Source organism: Streptomyces sp. NPDC014801 (assembly GCF_043082085.1).
Lineage (GTDB): Bacteria > Actinomycetota > Actinomycetes > Streptomycetales > Streptomycetaceae > Streptomyces.
In genome coordinates, this window is sequence record NZ_JBIBXG010000008.1 from 322,593 (window position 1) to 336,642 (window position 14,050).

At 72.9% G+C, this 14,050-nt stretch carries 16 protein-coding genes; 7 read left to right on the forward strand and 9 right to left on the reverse strand.

All coding sequences use genetic code 11. The annotated features are described in order from the left end of the window. Nucleotides 1-91: 91 nt before the first annotated feature. Entirely contained in the window at nucleotides 92-568 is a 477-nt protein-coding gene (locus tag ACF1AL_RS21375; protein WP_391658558.1) for a DUF5709 domain-containing protein, read from the forward strand. 88 nt (nucleotides 569-656) lie between these two features. Here the strand turns inward: ACF1AL_RS21375 and ACF1AL_RS21380 are convergent, their stop codons facing one another. Then, on the reverse strand, nucleotides 657-863 hold the full coding sequence (locus ACF1AL_RS21380; protein WP_366838621.1) for a hypothetical protein: 207 nt from the start codon (nucleotides 861-863) through the stop codon (nucleotides 657-659). A gap of 370 nt (nucleotides 864-1,233) precedes the next feature. Here ACF1AL_RS21380 and ACF1AL_RS21385 point away from each other — a divergent pair, with 370 nt between their 5' ends. After that, nucleotides 1,234-3,549 (forward strand): MMPL family transporter, encoded by a 2,316-nt coding sequence (locus tag ACF1AL_RS21385; protein WP_391826892.1) that lies wholly within the window; start codon nucleotides 1,234-1,236, stop codon nucleotides 3,547-3,549. Here ACF1AL_RS21385 and ACF1AL_RS21390 read toward each other — a convergent pair. The 3 genes from ACF1AL_RS21390 to ACF1AL_RS21400 form a co-directional block, all read right to left on the reverse strand. After that, nucleotides 3,506-4,615, reverse strand: a complete 1,110-nt coding sequence (locus ACF1AL_RS21390) for a PP2C family protein-serine/threonine phosphatase (protein WP_391700340.1) — start codon at nucleotides 4,613-4,615, stop codon at nucleotides 3,506-3,508. The two genes, ACF1AL_RS21385 and ACF1AL_RS21390, sit on opposite strands and share 44 nt — an antisense overlap. Nucleotides 4,616-4,773: 158 nt before the next feature. Continuing rightward, nucleotides 4,774-5,661, reverse strand: a complete 888-nt coding sequence (locus tag ACF1AL_RS21395) for a Gfo/Idh/MocA family protein (protein ID WP_391700343.1) — start codon at nucleotides 5,659-5,661, stop codon at nucleotides 4,774-4,776. A 92-nt stretch (nucleotides 5,662-5,753) separates the two neighbouring features. Further along, nucleotides 5,754-5,978 (reverse strand): hypothetical protein, encoded by a 225-nt coding sequence (locus ACF1AL_RS21400; protein WP_391658554.1) that lies wholly within the window; start codon nucleotides 5,976-5,978, stop codon nucleotides 5,754-5,756. 278 nt (nucleotides 5,979-6,256) lie between these two features. Between ACF1AL_RS21400 and ACF1AL_RS21405 the strand changes: the two genes are divergently transcribed. Continuing rightward, nucleotides 6,257-7,075: an SAM-dependent methyltransferase gene (locus ACF1AL_RS21405; RefSeq protein ID WP_366838626.1), complete on the forward strand. Its 819-nt coding sequence runs from the start codon at nucleotides 6,257-6,259 to the stop codon at nucleotides 7,073-7,075. Between the two features lie 216 nt (nucleotides 7,076-7,291). Here the strand turns inward: ACF1AL_RS21405 and ACF1AL_RS21410 are convergent, their stop codons facing one another. Together ACF1AL_RS21410 and ACF1AL_RS21415 are read right to left on the reverse strand one after the other, a co-directional pair. Beyond that, complete coding sequence (locus ACF1AL_RS21410) at nucleotides 7,292-8,206, reverse strand: helix-turn-helix transcriptional regulator (protein WP_366838627.1); 915 nt, start codon at nucleotides 8,204-8,206, stop codon at nucleotides 7,292-7,294. Between the two features lie 252 nt (nucleotides 8,207-8,458). Then, the gene (locus ACF1AL_RS21415) at nucleotides 8,459-8,689 is read right to left on the reverse strand and encodes a DUF397 domain-containing protein (RefSeq protein ID WP_391826894.1); all 231 of its coding nucleotides are present in this window, start codon (nucleotides 8,687-8,689) and stop codon (nucleotides 8,459-8,461) included. A 299-nt stretch (nucleotides 8,690-8,988) separates the two neighbouring features. On the opposite strand from ACF1AL_RS21415, the gene ACF1AL_RS21420 reads away from it, so the two are divergent. Both ACF1AL_RS21420 and ACF1AL_RS21425 read left to right on the forward strand, forming a co-directional pair. Beyond that, complete coding sequence (locus tag ACF1AL_RS21420) at nucleotides 8,989-9,570, forward strand: hypothetical protein (protein WP_366838629.1); 582 nt, start codon at nucleotides 8,989-8,991, stop codon at nucleotides 9,568-9,570. An 84-nt stretch (nucleotides 9,571-9,654) separates the two neighbouring features. Then, the gene (locus tag ACF1AL_RS21425; protein WP_391826896.1) at nucleotides 9,655-11,424 is read left to right on the forward strand and encodes an ABC transporter ATP-binding protein; all 1,770 of its coding nucleotides are present in this window, start codon (nucleotides 9,655-9,657) and stop codon (nucleotides 11,422-11,424) included. Nucleotides 11,425-11,506: 82 nt separating this feature from the next. Here the strand turns inward: ACF1AL_RS21425 and ACF1AL_RS21430 are convergent, their stop codons facing one another. Next, nucleotides 11,507-11,836 carry a hypothetical protein gene (locus tag ACF1AL_RS21430; protein ID WP_366838631.1) on the reverse strand — a complete coding sequence of 110 codons (330 nt, stop codon included), beginning with the start codon at nucleotides 11,834-11,836 and terminating at the stop codon, nucleotides 11,507-11,509. A gap of 262 nt (nucleotides 11,837-12,098) precedes the next feature. On the opposite strand from ACF1AL_RS21430, the gene ACF1AL_RS21435 reads away from it, so the two are divergent. After that, a complete protein-coding gene (locus ACF1AL_RS21435; RefSeq protein WP_366838632.1) occupies nucleotides 12,099-12,356 on the forward strand; it encodes a DUF5133 domain-containing protein in 258 nt (85 codons plus the stop codon). 141 nt (nucleotides 12,357-12,497) lie between these two features. Further along, the gene (locus ACF1AL_RS21440; protein ID WP_366838633.1) at nucleotides 12,498-12,713 is read left to right on the forward strand and encodes a hypothetical protein; all 216 of its coding nucleotides are present in this window, start codon (nucleotides 12,498-12,500) and stop codon (nucleotides 12,711-12,713) included. Between the two features lie 108 nt (nucleotides 12,714-12,821). Here ACF1AL_RS21440 and tgmB read toward each other — a convergent pair whose 3' ends face one another. Both tgmB and tgmA read right to left on the reverse strand, forming a co-directional pair. Then, nucleotides 12,822-13,808, reverse strand: a complete 987-nt coding sequence (tgmB, locus tag ACF1AL_RS21445; RefSeq protein ID WP_391826898.1) for an ATP-grasp ribosomal peptide maturase — start codon at nucleotides 13,806-13,808, stop codon at nucleotides 12,822-12,824. 17 nt (nucleotides 13,809-13,825) lie between these two features. Next, a complete protein-coding gene (gene tgmA / locus ACF1AL_RS21450; RefSeq protein WP_366838635.1) occupies nucleotides 13,826-14,017 on the reverse strand; it encodes a putative ATP-grasp-modified RiPP in 192 nt (63 codons plus the stop codon). Nucleotides 14,018-14,050 lie beyond the last annotated feature (33 nt).

Below are 14,050 nucleotides of genomic sequence, written 5' to 3' on the forward strand. Positions count from 1 at the left end.
CGCGCGGGTGATCGAGGGGGTTGGATGCGCCTCAACGGGAAACGCGGAACGGGACCCACGTACGGCGACACCGCACCCGAGGGAGGCAGCGATGGGCACGCGCCCGGAACCGATGGCCGACGACGCCTACCAGCCCACCGGAAGCAACGAGGAGCAGGAGGACGCCGCGCCCCTGGACATGCAGGACGCCGTGGGCGAGCGCACGTACGACGACACCCTCGACGAGGGCTACTCGCCCCCGGAGAAGCCGCTCGGCGTCACCAAGCACGGCACCACCGCGGCGGAGCAGCACGACGGCGAGACCCTCGACCAGCGGCTGGCCCAGGAGCGGCCGGACGTGCAGCCGCCGGCCGGTGACGAGGTCGGCGACCTGCCCGGCGGCGAGGGCGAGCCCGTCGACCCCGAGGCAGGGGAGGCCCGCGCCGGACGTCTCGTCGCGCCCGACGAGGGCGTGCGCGCCGACACCGAGAAGGACGCCGTCGCCGACGACAAGGGCATCGACGCGGGCGCGGCCGGCGCGGAGGAGGCCGCGGTGCACGTGCGGGACGACGACCTGCCGGAGCCGTGACCGCCGCGGCGCGGCGAAACGCGGGGCGGTCTCCTCGACGACGAGGAGACCGCCCCTTCGCACGGGCCCGTCCGGCCCGTCCGTCCCGTCAGGGCAGCAGCTTGTCCAGTGCGGCGGGCCCCTCCTGATCCAGCTTGCGCTTCGCCCACTCCAGATTGCGCGGAGTGATGTCACGGCCCGCGGCCAGGACGACGTCCTCCGGAGAGACGTCGGTGCCGGTACGGGCGTGCAGCAGGCGGTCTGGAGTGGCCCGGTCCTGGGACGGCTCGGACGCCTCGGGCTGTGGTGTCGGCATGGCGGTGCTCCCTCCGGTCCGGATGACTGCGACGGCCCGGTGCGCGCATCGGGTCCACTCTCACCATTCATCCATCCGGCGTACGGTGCATCCGGACGGCACCCGCGCGCGGGCCCGCAGCCACAGTTCTCGTGCCGCCGGAGTACCGCGCCCCCGCCCGCCGTAACCCTCCGGCCGCCACCCCGTCCCCCCGGCGGAGAAGCCCGGTACCGCCCCCGCCGGCACCTCCGCCGTGCCGCCCGCGGACATCCGCACCCGCGCGGCGCCGGCCACGGGGCGCCGCGCCGCCCGAGATGCCGCGCCACCGGGCCCGTCGTCTAATGGGAATGGTCGAGCACCCCGCCCGGCGATGGCCAGGGAGGCCGGGGCCATGGCACACACCCGGGAACGCACAGGGGGACACCGGACCGCTGCGGCAGGGGGATCCGCGAGATCCGGGGGGCTGCGGGGACTGGGGGAATGGTGCGCCCGGCACTTCGTCATCGTCATCGTGGCCTGGCTGCTGGCGCTGGGCGCGCTGCAGGCCCTGAACCACACCTTCGGCGGCCAGTACTCCGACAACTTCGCCCTTCCGGGCACACAGTCCCAGGAAGGCCTGGACGTCCTCAAACAGCACGATCCCGTGGCCGGCGGCTACAGCAGCCAGATCGTGATGCACGACAACAGCGCCTCGCTGACCACGCTCGGCTCGCAGATGTCCACGACCGTCGGCGACCTGCAGAAGCTGCCGCACGTCCTCACGGCGGTCAACCCGCTGACGGCCCCCGGCTCCACCCAGGGCAAGCCACCGCCGAGCAGCGTCGGCCCGCTGTCCTCCGACGGCCGCACCGCCTACATCACCGTCCGCTTCGACGTGCAGCCCTCCACCCTCGGCGACAGCTACCTCAACGGCGTGGACACGGCCGTGCAGCCGCTGCGCTCGGCGGGCGCGCAGGTCGAGTACGGCGGACCGCTCGGCGAACTGGCCCGGCCCGCCGCGGACGACCGGGTCAGCGAACTGATCGGCTTCGGCGTCGCCATCGTCGTCCTGCTGATCGGCTTCGGCAGCGTCATCGCCGCCGGACTGCCCCTGGTCACCGCGCTGATCAGCGTCGTCGGCGGCCTCGCCTGCCTGGGCCTGCTCGCCGCGGCGTTCGAGTTCGCCACCGTCTCCCCGACGCTGGCCACCATGATCGGCCTGGGCGTCGGCATCGACTACGCCCTGTTCCTGATCACCCGTCACCGGCAGCACCTCATCGACGGCGACGATCCGGTCCGCGCGGCCGGCGCGGCCGCCACGACGAGCGGACGCGCCGTCCTGGTCTCCGGCACCACCGTGATCATCGCCCTGGCCGGACTGTTCGCCTCGGGGGTCGACTTCATCGGCCTGCTCGGCGTCGCCGCGGCGGTCACCGTCGTCTCCGCCGTCCTCGGCGCGCTCACCCTCGTGCCGGCGATGCTCGGGCTGATCGGCAGACGCATCGACCGCTACCACGTGCGCCGCCCCATCGCCGAGACCGACGCCGAGCCCGGCGAGACACCGCACGGCACCTGGCACCGGTACGCGCAGCGCGTGGAGCGCAGACCGTGGCACTTCCTGATCGCGGGCCTGGTCACCGCCGCCGTCCTCGCCATCCCGGCCTTCTCCATGCAACTCGGCCACATCGGCGACGGCGCGGATCCCAAGTCCTTCACCGACCGGCGCGCCTACGACCTGATGACCGACGCCTTCGGGCCGGGCTCCAACGGGCCGCTCACCGTCGTCATCGACCAAACCGGCGTCCCCTCCAGCCAGCGCTCCGCGCTCGCCTCGCACGCGCAGCAGACGCTCGGCGCGGTTCCGGGCGCCGCCACCGTCACCCCGCTGACCTCGACCAAGGACGGCGACGTCCTGATCTCCACGGTCTACTCCAAGTACTCGCCGCAGAACGCCCAGACCACCGACCTCACCAACCGCCTGGTGGACCACACCCTGCCCGACGCCGTCTCCGGGACCGCCGCGAAGGGGTACGTCACCGGGACCACCGCCGCCCAGGTCGACTTCCGCGACATCGTCGCCGGCCGGCTGGCGCTGATCATCGGGGTGGTGGTCGGCCTCGCCTTCCTGATCATCCTGGCCGTCTTCCGCGGTCTGCTCGTCGCGGTCAAGGCCGCCGTGCTCAACGTCCTGTCCATCGGCGCCTCCTACGGTGTGGTGGTCGCCGTCTTCCAGTGGGGCTGGGGAGGCCCGGAGCTGGGTGTCTCCGGCAAGGTGCCCATCGAGAGCTATGTGCCGATGATGATGTTCGCCATCATCTTCGGCCTGAGCATGGACTACGAGATCTTCCTGCTCTCCCGCGTCCACGAGGCGTGGATCCGCACGGGGGACGCCAAGGCCGCGGTCGCGCACGCCCTGGAGATCACCGCGCGGGTGATCACCTGCGCGGCCCTGATCATGGTGAGCGTGTTCGCCGCGTTCATCCTCAGCGACAACATCGTGGTGAAGATGCTGGGGCTGGGCCTCGCCGTCAGTGTGCTCATCGACGCCACCGTCATCCGGCTGCTGATGGTGCCGGCGGTGATGACGCTGCTCGGGCCGCACGCCTGGTGGACACCGCGCCGGCTGGACAAGGTGCTGCCGCACATCGACACCGAGGGCGAGTCGGCCGAACCGCCGGCCGGTGTCAGCGGGGCTCCGCCGGCCTCGGCTCGAGGACCAGCATCGTGACGTCGTCGCGGACCTCGGGGCAGAACGTCACGAGGTCCGCCCACACCAGGCCGGGCAGCGCGCCCGCGTCGGCGTCGGCGAAGGCGGCCAGCCGCTCCTCCAGGGGGTAGAAGTCGCCGGCCGCGTCCCGCGCCTCCAGGACGCCGTCCGAGGCCAGCAGCAGCCGGTCCCCGGGCAGCAGCGGCAGCGCCGCTCCGGCCTGCGGCCGGGTGTCCGCCAGCCCCAGGCCGAGCGGCGTCCACGGCTTCACCGGCAGCTCGGCGACCGTGCCGCCGCGCAGCAGGACGGGCGCCGGATGCCCGCAGGAGACCAGCCGGACCGTCCGTGTGTCCGGCCGGAACTCCAGCAGCACGGCCGTCGCGAACAGCTCCGCGTGCTCGGTGCGCGCCGAGTCCACCACCAGCCGCCGGTCCAGCCGGGCGGCGACCGACTCCACGTCCGGCTCGTCCAGCACGGCCTCCCGGAAGGCGCCCAGCACGGAGGCCACCGTCGCGACGGCCGACAGTCCGTGCCCCTGCACGTCGCCCAGCACCGCCCGCACGCCGTACGGCCCCACGCGGACGTCGAAGAAGTCGCCCCCGACCAGCGTGCCGCGCTGCGCCGCCCGGTACAGGCCCGCGCAGCGCACCGGCCCCACCCGCTCGGGCACCGGGGGCATCAGGGCGCGCTGCGCCGCCTCGGCGACCGTGCGCTCCAGGTCGAGCTGGGCGTCGCGGCGGCTGCGCACGAACGACACGAAGACGCTCAGCACGGAGACGAAGGACAGGGTGAGCAGGTCGGTGCTGCCCGGCCGGTTCAGCTGGAAGGCCGGGATGTTCAGCAGGGCGAGGGCGGCCCCGCCGAGCAGGGCGGTCGCCCACGGGCCGTACGACAGGACGGCCAGCGGCGGGATGGCGCCCAGCAGGAAGCCGATGTCCAGGGGCTCGTCACTGGCGAGCGTGGCCGCGCACACGCCGGCCACGAGCAGCACCGGCAGCACCCGCACCCAGCGCGGCGGGGGCGCGCCACGCAGCCAGCCCCGCCGGTCCTGCTCCCGGCGCACCACCCAGCCTCGCACCCTCACCACACCCCCACGCTCCTACGCCCCACCCCCTCCCGCACCCCGGCCCGGACCGGAGGGCACCGTCGGTGCCGCATGCCGTGCTCGACCCGGGGTTGGTCCGTACGAGGGGGAGGGACGCCACGACACGTGGGGGAGAGGTGGGGCGACCGCGCGGCGAGGTCCTAGTCGCCGTGGGGCGGCAGGTGGGCTTCCGCCTCGGCCAGGATGTCCGTCACGCGGAGGGCGAAGGCTGCGTCGCAGGGGTGCGGGCGGCCGTCCTGGGACGCGGCCAGCAGGGCGTCGGCCGCTCGGGCGTACGCGGGCACCGCGCCCTCGGTGCGCTGGGGCAGCTGCGTCACCCCCGTCTCGCCGCGCAGTTCCACCACCGCACCCGCCCCGGCCGGCGGCACCGTCAGGCTCAGGTCCAGCGCGCTGGAGGCGCCGCCCGCGTGCCGTAGCACCAGGTGCACGGTGTCCGCGGGGCCGCGCACCGCGGCCGCGACCCGCTCCACGTCACCCATCACGGGAAGCAGCACGGACAGCGCGTGCGGGCCCACGTCCCACAGCGCGCCGCGCTCGCGGCGCCACGGCGAGGCCGCGTAGGGACTGCCCGGCGCGAAGGCCGCGCCCAGCCACTGCGCCCGTGCCGTGAACCAGCCGCCCCGGGCCGCCTGTTCGGTGATCCACGCCTCGGGCTCCGGGTGGAACCGGGTCGTGAAGAAGACGACCGAGGCGACCTGGGCCTCGCGCACCGCGTCGGCCACCGCCCGCCCGCCGGCGACGGTGGTGGCCAGCGGCTTGTCCAGCAGCAGGTGCCGGCCCGCCCGCGCGGCCCGGACCGCGAGCTCGGCCTGCACGTCCGGCGGCAGCGCCACGGCGACGGCGTCCACGTCGGCGATCAGCGCGTCCACATCGTCATAGGCCCGGGTGCCGTGCCGTTCGGCCAGTTCCTTCGCCGCCTCGGGCCGGCGCCCCCACACGCCGGCCAGGTCCACCCTCTCGTGCCCGGCGAGCGCGGGGGCGTGCACCTGGCGCGCCCAGGGGCCGGTTCCGAGCAGTCCGATGCGCATGCCGCTCCTCTTCACGGTCGTACGGCGAGGTCACGCACGAGCGTGGCACACCCGGGCGACCGCCGGACACCCCCGCACGCGGCGGTGGGGCGTCACGCCGCCGGCCGCCGGGCCGGATCGGCCGCGTCGGAGGGCGCGGCGGACGCCGCCCCCTTCGCCGGACCGGCGCGCCCGCCGCGCACCAGACGCAGATGGCGCCGCCGTGCGGCGTGCCGGTGCCGCGCGGGACCGGCGGTGAACAGCCGGTCCTCCACCCGGTCCATGACCAGCAGAAGGACGGACAACAACGGCAGCAGCAGTACGGCGACCCAGACCACGGCAGCCCCCTAGGCCAGTGAATGTCTTCACGAGTGCTCCGAACTCACCCGCCGATGCGTTCGAAGTCCGTGAAGAATGGGTGACGATGCACGGGGGATGTGTACAAATCGGTAATATGCCACTTACGTCCCGAGCGCAACACGGTGGCGTCCGCGCGACCCTGGCGGGCCCTCGCGAAGGTTCGGTGCGCATGTCCCCGAACGGACCAACGCGAGGCCCTCAGCCTGTACTCTCTGTGCTGCCAGATCCGGTGGCACAGCAGGGAGTTGGGGGCGCAATGCAGAGCGGCAAGAACCTTTTGACGGAGATCGACGCCAAGGTCCCGACGGCCGCGCGGATGTACGACCACTACCTGGGCGGCAAGGACAACTACGCCGCCGACCGGGCGGCGTGCGAGCAGCTCGACAAGGTGGTGCCCAGCACCCGCCGGCTCGCCGTGAACAACCGGCGCTTCCTGCAGCGGGTCGTGCGGACCCTGGCCGAGGAGCACGGCATCCGGCAGTTCCTGGACCACGGCTCCGGTCTGCCCACCCAGGACAACGTGCACCAGGTCGCGCAGCGCCACGACCCGAGCGCGCACGTCGTCTACGTCGACAACGACCCCATGGTGCTGGTGCACGGCCGGGCCCTGCTGGAGCAGGACGAGCGCACCACCGTCATCCACGCCGACCTGCGCGAGACGGACCAGATCTTCGACCACCCCGACACCCGCCGGCTGATCGACTTCTCGCAGCCCGTCGCGGTGCTGTTCAACTCGGTCTTCCACTGCATCCCCGACAGCGACACGGACGGCCCGCTGGCCGTGGCCCGCCGGGTCGCGCGGCGCCTCGTGCCGGGCAGCTACATGGTGATGTGCCAGCTGGTCAGCGAGGACCCCGAGGTGCGCAAGTTCGTCACCGACTTCATGGACCAGGCCACCCAGGGCCACTGGGGCCGGGTGCGCCAGGAGAAGGACGTGGCCGAACTCTTCGAGGGCCTGGAGATCCTGGAGCCGGGCCTGGTGGAGGTCTCCACCTGGCGCCCGGACAGCGAGGTCGCCCCGCGCCAGCTCACCCACGAGTGGATCGAGTTCGGCGGAGTCGGCCGCATCGTCTGACCCCACCCCGGCGAACACACAACAACGTCCCGGCCGCGCGCCAGCAGCGGCCGGGACGTTCTGTGCTGCACGTCCGGCACCCTGCCGGTGTGCTCGTAGATCACCCGGCGACCGGCCCACCGGCAGCCTGCGGCGGCGGCTCGGCCTCCGGCGCGGTCACCGGCCGCCGTGCCGTCGCCGTGTCACCGGCCGCCGTGTCACCGGCCCGGGGCCGGCTTAGGCGTAGCGGCTCTCCATGGTCGCGCGCAGCAGGTCGATCGTCTCGCGCGGCTTGAGGGCCTCGTCGGCGAGGCGGTCGAGCGCGAAGCGGTACTCCTCGGTCTCGTCGCGGTCCTCGAGGAAGTTCGCGCTGCGGATGTGCTCCAGATAGACCACGTCCGGCAGGTCGAGGCCGCCGAAGCGCAGATAGGTGACCGGGATCGCGGGCGCCGACGCGTCGGTCACGTCCAGCGGCACCACCTGCAGGGTCACGTGCGGCTGCTCCGCCATCTTGATCAGATGGTCGAGCTGCTCCCGCATGACGTCCTTGCCGCCCAGCACCCGGAGCAGGACCGATTCGTCGATGATCGCCCACAGCTGCGGCGGCTCTTCGCGGCTGAGCAGCTCGGCCCGGCGCATCCGCAGCTCCACGCGGCGCCGCACCTCGGCCGCCGGCGCGTTGGGCAGGCCGCGCTTGACCACCGCCTCGGTGTAGGCGGCCGTCTGCAGCAGTCCGGGGACGTACTGGATCTCGAAGGTGCGGATGGTGGCCGCCGCCTCCTGCAGCCCGACCAGCCGGTCGAACCACTCCGGCATCAGCCGCTTGTCGTAGCGCTGCCACCAGCCGGGCTCACCGGCCCGCTGCAACAGCTTCAGCAGCACGGACGACTCGTAGTCGCCGCTGCCGTACAGCTGGAGCAGGGCGCGCACATCGCTCTCGGTCGGCGGCCTGCGTCCCTTGCCGGACTCGATGCGGGACAGCTTGGCGCCGCTGAAGCCGAGGGCCTTGGCGGCCTGGTCCTGGGAGAGTCCCGCGTCCTCGCGCAGACCGGCCAACTGGACGCCGACCAGCATCTTCAGCAGGGTCGGCGCGGGTTCCGACCGGTCCAGATACGTCTCGAGCCGGGAGGTGCGACGCGACTCAGCGGACATCCTTCACTCCCCGTGGACCGGCAGACCTGGTGGCCAGGATATCGCACTCGTTGCCGAGGCGACCCATTCTCCGCCGGAAACGGGCGAGTTGGGCTCCGGACCGGTGCCGGATCGGAGCCCTCCCGCCACACCCTCTCGTCACCCTCTCGTTCGGATCAGGTCCGCCGCGAGAGCCGGTGCATGCCGGCCGACCCGGGCGAGGCGTGTGCGGGCCGGACCCCGCGACGCCGGAGTGATCCGAGACGCCAGGGGCTACACCAGGTGGTCGAACTCGCCGTCCTTGGCCCCGGCCAGGAACGCCGCCACCTCCGCGGCCGTGTAGATCAGCGCGGGTCCGTCCGGGTCACGGGAGTTGCGCATCGCCACCCCGCCCTCGGTCAGTGCGGCCACCTCCACGCAGTTGCCCTCGGCGTTGCTGTGCCCGCTTTTCATCCAGCGGGCTTCCAGGGAACTGGCCCGCACTCCGTTGCGTACTGGTGGCATCACAGTCTCCTTGCCGTGACCGATCCCGTCGGCGCAATTTAACGACGCAATTTCTCGTGCAATTGCACGCGAGCGCCGTCTGCGTGGATAATAGCCGTGGCGTCAACCCTCCGGTCGACGCCCGGTCCTGACGTCGTTTCAGGGAGAAAGCGTGCTCTCACCTGCCCGGACAGCGCCGCGAGCAGCGGGCGGTGCCGGGCTGGGCGGGCATGCGAGGCACACGGCCGGCACCTCGTCCGGCCTCCCGGGCCGACAGGCCCCTGCGAGCTGACCCGACCGCCGTGGAAAGGCCCCACGTCATGCGCACCGCTCCGACCGGACAGCAGAGCACACCGCGCACGGATCGCGACGCCCCCGCCGCCCCGGCGGCGAGGCCGGCGCCGCTCGCCGGCCTCGGGCAGGTGCCGTGGGCGGAGATCAAGGACTCCACCGGCTCCGCGGCGGCGATCCCGCTGCTGCTGAACAAGATCGCCTGGGGAGACGCCGCCACGGCCCGCGCCGCGCTGGAGGATGTGCGGAAACGCATCTGCCAGTACGGGTTCGTGGTCGAACAGGCCACCGCCGCCACCGTCCCGTTCCTGTGGGAACTGGCCCAGCTGCCCCAGGTGACCTGCCGGGCCCAGATCATCCAGCTGCTCAGGAGCATCGCCGACGCCCGGCAGTGGGAGAGCACCGCGGCCGCCTACCCCAAGCTCCTCAACCACCGCGAGAACCACGTGACCTGGGAGCGGGCCGCCCGCCAGGCCGTGCGCGAGCGGCGCGGGGCGCTGCGCCATCTGATGGCCGAGGGCGACGCGGACATCACCCGGGCCACCACCGAACTGGCGCGCGCGCTCGGCGAGTGGGGATCGCACGTCTCAGGCAGCGGACAGCGGGTGTGAGCGTGCCGCGACTGGTGTAGTCGTGGTCCCAGCGTTGGAGAAAGCGCTTACCGCCCCTACTCCGCACTGGGAAGGCCACCGCCGATGGCGTCGTCGCTCGACAGACCCCTCGACCACCGCTACCGGGACGAACACCCGCTCCGCACGCTCGCCTACCTCCTGCGCGCCGACCGTCCGCGCCTCGCCGCCGCGGTCGTCGTCTTCACCGTCAAGCACAGCCCGATCTGGCTGCTGCCGCTGATCACCGCGTCCATCATCGACACGGTCGTCCAGCACGGACCGGTGGACCGGATGGCAACCTCGACGGGGATCATCCTGTTCATCCTGGTCGTCAACTACCCGCTGCACCTGCTCTACGTCCGCCTTCTCTACGGCAGCGTGCGGCGCATGGGCACCACCCTGCGCTCGGCGCTGTGCACGCGAATGCAGCAGCTGTCCATCGGCTACCACTCCCGGGTCAGCGCGGGCGTGCTGCAGGCCAAGGTGGTGCGCGACGTCGAAACGGTCGAGCAGATGGTCCAGCAGACCGCCGAGCTGGGCCTGGGCGCGCTCACCGTGCTGGCCGGCGGACTCGTCATCATCGCCTTGCGCACCCCGGAGTTCCTGCCGGTCTTCCTCGTCGTCGTCCCGGCCGCCGCCCTGCTCGTCGCCCGGCTGCGGGCCCGGCTGCGCACCCACAACGAGAACTTCCGGCACGAGGTGGAGGCCCTGTCCTCCCGCGTCACCGAGATGACCCGGCTCATCCCGGTCACCCGCGCCCACGGCCTGGAGGGCAAGGCGCTGCGCCGCATGGACGGCACCCTGCGCCGCCTGCTGAACTCCGGCATGCGCCTCGACCTCGTCAACGGCCGCTTCGGCTCGCTGTCCTGGGTGGTCCTCAACGTCGTCGGCGTCCTCGTCCTCGCGGGCGCGGCCCTCGTGTCGTACTACGACATGTGGGGCGTGAGCCCGGGCGACGTCGTCATGCTCAGCGCGTTCCTCACCACGCTCACCAACTCCACCACCACCCTGGCCGGTCTCGCCCCCGTCATCACCAAGGGACTGGAGTCGGTCCGCTCCGTCGGTGAGGTGCTCCAGGCGCCCGAACTGGAGGACAACGAGGGCAAGGCCGAACTGGCCTCGCTGCGCGGCGCCATCACCTTCGAACAGGTCGGCTACGCCTACGACGGCGGCCGGTCCGCGGTGCGCGACCTCACCCTCTCCGTCGCCCCCGGCGAGACCGTCGCCCTGGTCGGCGCGTCCGGCGCGGGCAAGTCCACCGTGCTGAACCTCGTCATCGGCTTCATCCGGCCCACCTCCGGACGGCTGCTGCTGGACGGCACCGACATGGCCGGGCTCGACCTGCGCACCTACCGCCGGTTCGTCTCGGTCGTCCCGCAGGAGTCGATCCTGTTCGACGGCACCATCCGGGAGAACGTCGCCTACGGCATGGAGGACGAGGCCGACGAGGAGGCCGTGCGGGCGGCGCTGCGCGACGCCAACGCGCTGGAGTTCGTCGACCGGCTGCCGCAGGGCCTGGACACCCTGGTCGGCGAGCACGGCGCGCGGCTGTCGGGCGGTCAGCGTCAGCGGCTCGCCATCGCCCGGGCGCTGATCCGCGACCCCAAGGTGCTGATCCTGGACGAGGCGACCTCGGCGCTCGACACCCGCTCCGAGGCGCTGGTGCAGCAGGCGCTCGCCCGGCTGCTGCACGGCCGCACCACCTTCGTCGTCGCCCACCGCCTGTCCACGGTCCGCGGCGCCGACCGGATCGTCGTGATGGGCGACGGCCGCGTGCTGGAGACCGGCACCCACGACGAACTCCTCCCTCGCGGCGGCGCGTACACGGCGCTGCACGCGGCCCAGGTGGCGTGAGGGCGGGACGGACGGGACGCGGCGCGGCGGGCACGGGCGGCCACTGAGCGAGGCGGTCGCCCGGCCTCCTGGCCCCGGAGCCTCAGGCCGCGCTGCTGCGGTGGATGTGCTGACGGCAGGTCGTGTCGTGGGCCGTGCCCAGGCTGGTCCACCAGCGTTCGCAGCAGGCGGCCCGCAGTTCCGCGCGCACCAGCGCGTCCGTGCCGTCGGTGCGCGGCGCCGGAGCGGCGGTGCGGCCGGGGCGGGGCCGTTCCGTCTCGCGGACCAGGGCGATCAGCGGCACCAGGCTCGCGGCGCTGAACAGGCAGGCGGCCCAGGCGGGACCGTGACCGAACTCCAGGACGGCCGTCCAGGCCAGGCCGGCGCTGGTGGTGACGTAGAGCGCGCACAGGGCGCGGGCGGACCAACTCATCGGCGGACACCGTTCGTAGACAGAGAGTCATGCGCCGTGCACAACTGCCCACGGCGCCGGGGGAAGCGGTTCGCCGCCTCGTGCCCACGGTTCGGGTGAATTCGGCGGACGTGGCCGTGCCGTGATGGTTCCGCGACCCGTGCGTGACATTTTTGGGCGCCACGGCCCGTCATCGCCGTAAATCCTGCTGATGAACGCGGAAGGCGTGCATGATCCTGCCAGGGCGGGGCATACGGAGCAAAAATCGAGAGAGGGGAGCTCCGTGCTGGTTCCGGACCCGAAGGTCGTCAGGCATCTGCTGACCCAGTACGCATCACTCAAGATCGCCCAGGCGGAGAGGGAGAGGCCGGCGACGGCCCGGGAGTTGGAGGACGTGAGCTACACCCTGTGCGTCCTGATGGGTACGACGAGTGTGTACGACGCGATCGCCAAGGCGGACGCCCTGCTTCTGGCCGCGACCCGGCCACAGCCTCAGCCCAGTGAGACCGACGGGGACAACGGCCTGTCGCTCGCGGTCTGACCCCGCACTTTTCCCTTCGGTCCCCCGTACCGGCCCGATCGCCGCTGCGGGGGACTGCGGGGTAACGCACCCCGGCGTGCGCCAGGGCGCCTAGACTCGACCTCCGGCCCACCACAGGGGCCCTGAGAGGAAAGGCGCCGGGTGTTCCACGATTCCCCCATCTACGACCGACTGATCGCCGAGTGCGGAGACGTGCCCGCCGAGGTGCGCCGGGAGGCCGAGCGCGTGAACCGGGAGCTGGAACTCGTCCTGCGCCCGCTGCGGTCTCCGGGCTACCCCGACCCGTCCCCGCGCCCCCATCACCCCGGCGCCGGCTGGCAGCGCACGGCCATGCTCCCCGGCCCGCGACCGCAGTGACCGAGCCCGGTGACCGAGCGCGGTGACCGGCCACGTTGATCCGGCCACCGGTGACCTGACCGGGGTGACCCCCACCGCGGTGACCCGCGCACCGGCCGTCCCTGCCCGTCAGGGCCGGGCGGAGCCGGTGCAGTCGACGTGCTGGGGCCGCTGGTCCGCGACGGGCCGCCCCAGCCACTCGGCGATGGCGCGGGCGATCGGCTGGCCCGTGTCCACTTCCACGAAGCCGAACTGACCCGACTGGTTGCACTCCAGGAACCACCAGGTGCCGTCGCCGTCCTCGGCGAAGTCGAAGGCCCCGTACGCCAGTTCGGCCTGCTCCAGATAGCGGCGCACGGCCTGCGCCACCCGCGGCGGCACCTCCGCCGGCTCCCAGAGCGTGCCGGAGGCGTCGAAACGGACGTCCACCAGGTCCGGATCCGCCTGCGGATCGGCCGGCTTGCGGGCCGCCAGCAGCCGTTCGCCGACGGCGGTCAGCCGGATGTCGGCCCGCTTCGCGATCCGGCGCTGCAGCAGCGTGGGGCCGTAGGCGACGGCCGAGAAGTCGGTGTCCGGCGCCACCCGGCTGGTCGGCACGGCCCGAGGCGGATCCTGCGGATGCGCGCCCGAGACCGGTTTGACGACCAGGTCCGGAAAGCGTTCGGCGAACTCCCGGGCCGCCTGCGGGAACGTCGTGATCAGCGTGGCCGGGACGGGCAGCCCGCAGCGCTGGGCCAGGTGCAGTTGCCAGGGCTTGTGCCGGGCGCGGCGGGCCGCGTCCGGGTGGTTCATCCACCGCGCCCCGCTGCCGCGGAGCATGCCGTACAGCGCCTGCCCGGACTCCTCCGTCAGCCAGGCCGACGCGTGCGGCGCCCGCCCGGCCGGGGCTCCGGGCCTGCGCACCCACACGGAACGCAGGCCGTCGAGGCTCACCAGCCGCCCCCCGGAGGACAGATGGCCCCGGAACGCCCCGTGGACGTACTCCCCGGACAGCGCGACGCCGTCGGTGAGGTCGGCGGGGTCGAGCCGGACCACCGGCACCGCGGCGGCGTTCAGGTGGACCACCACCATGTCCGCCGTCACGTCCTCTTCACAGGTGAGGATCAGCACGGTCATTGTCGGCGGTCTCGCGTTCAGTCGTCGAAGTGGGTCTTGGAGCCCGCCGTCGACGTCGTGGTCCCCAGCTCCCGGAGCAGCGCGTGGTCGCGGGCCGCTATCCGGCCGTCCAGGAGCACGTTCAACTGCAGTCCGGAGTCGTAGGTGTACGGAACGGCGAACTCCAACTCCGCAGCGGGGCGTGCGTAGTTGAGCGCGAACGGTTGCATCGTCTCTCCCTCATCGGTACTGCATCGAACAAG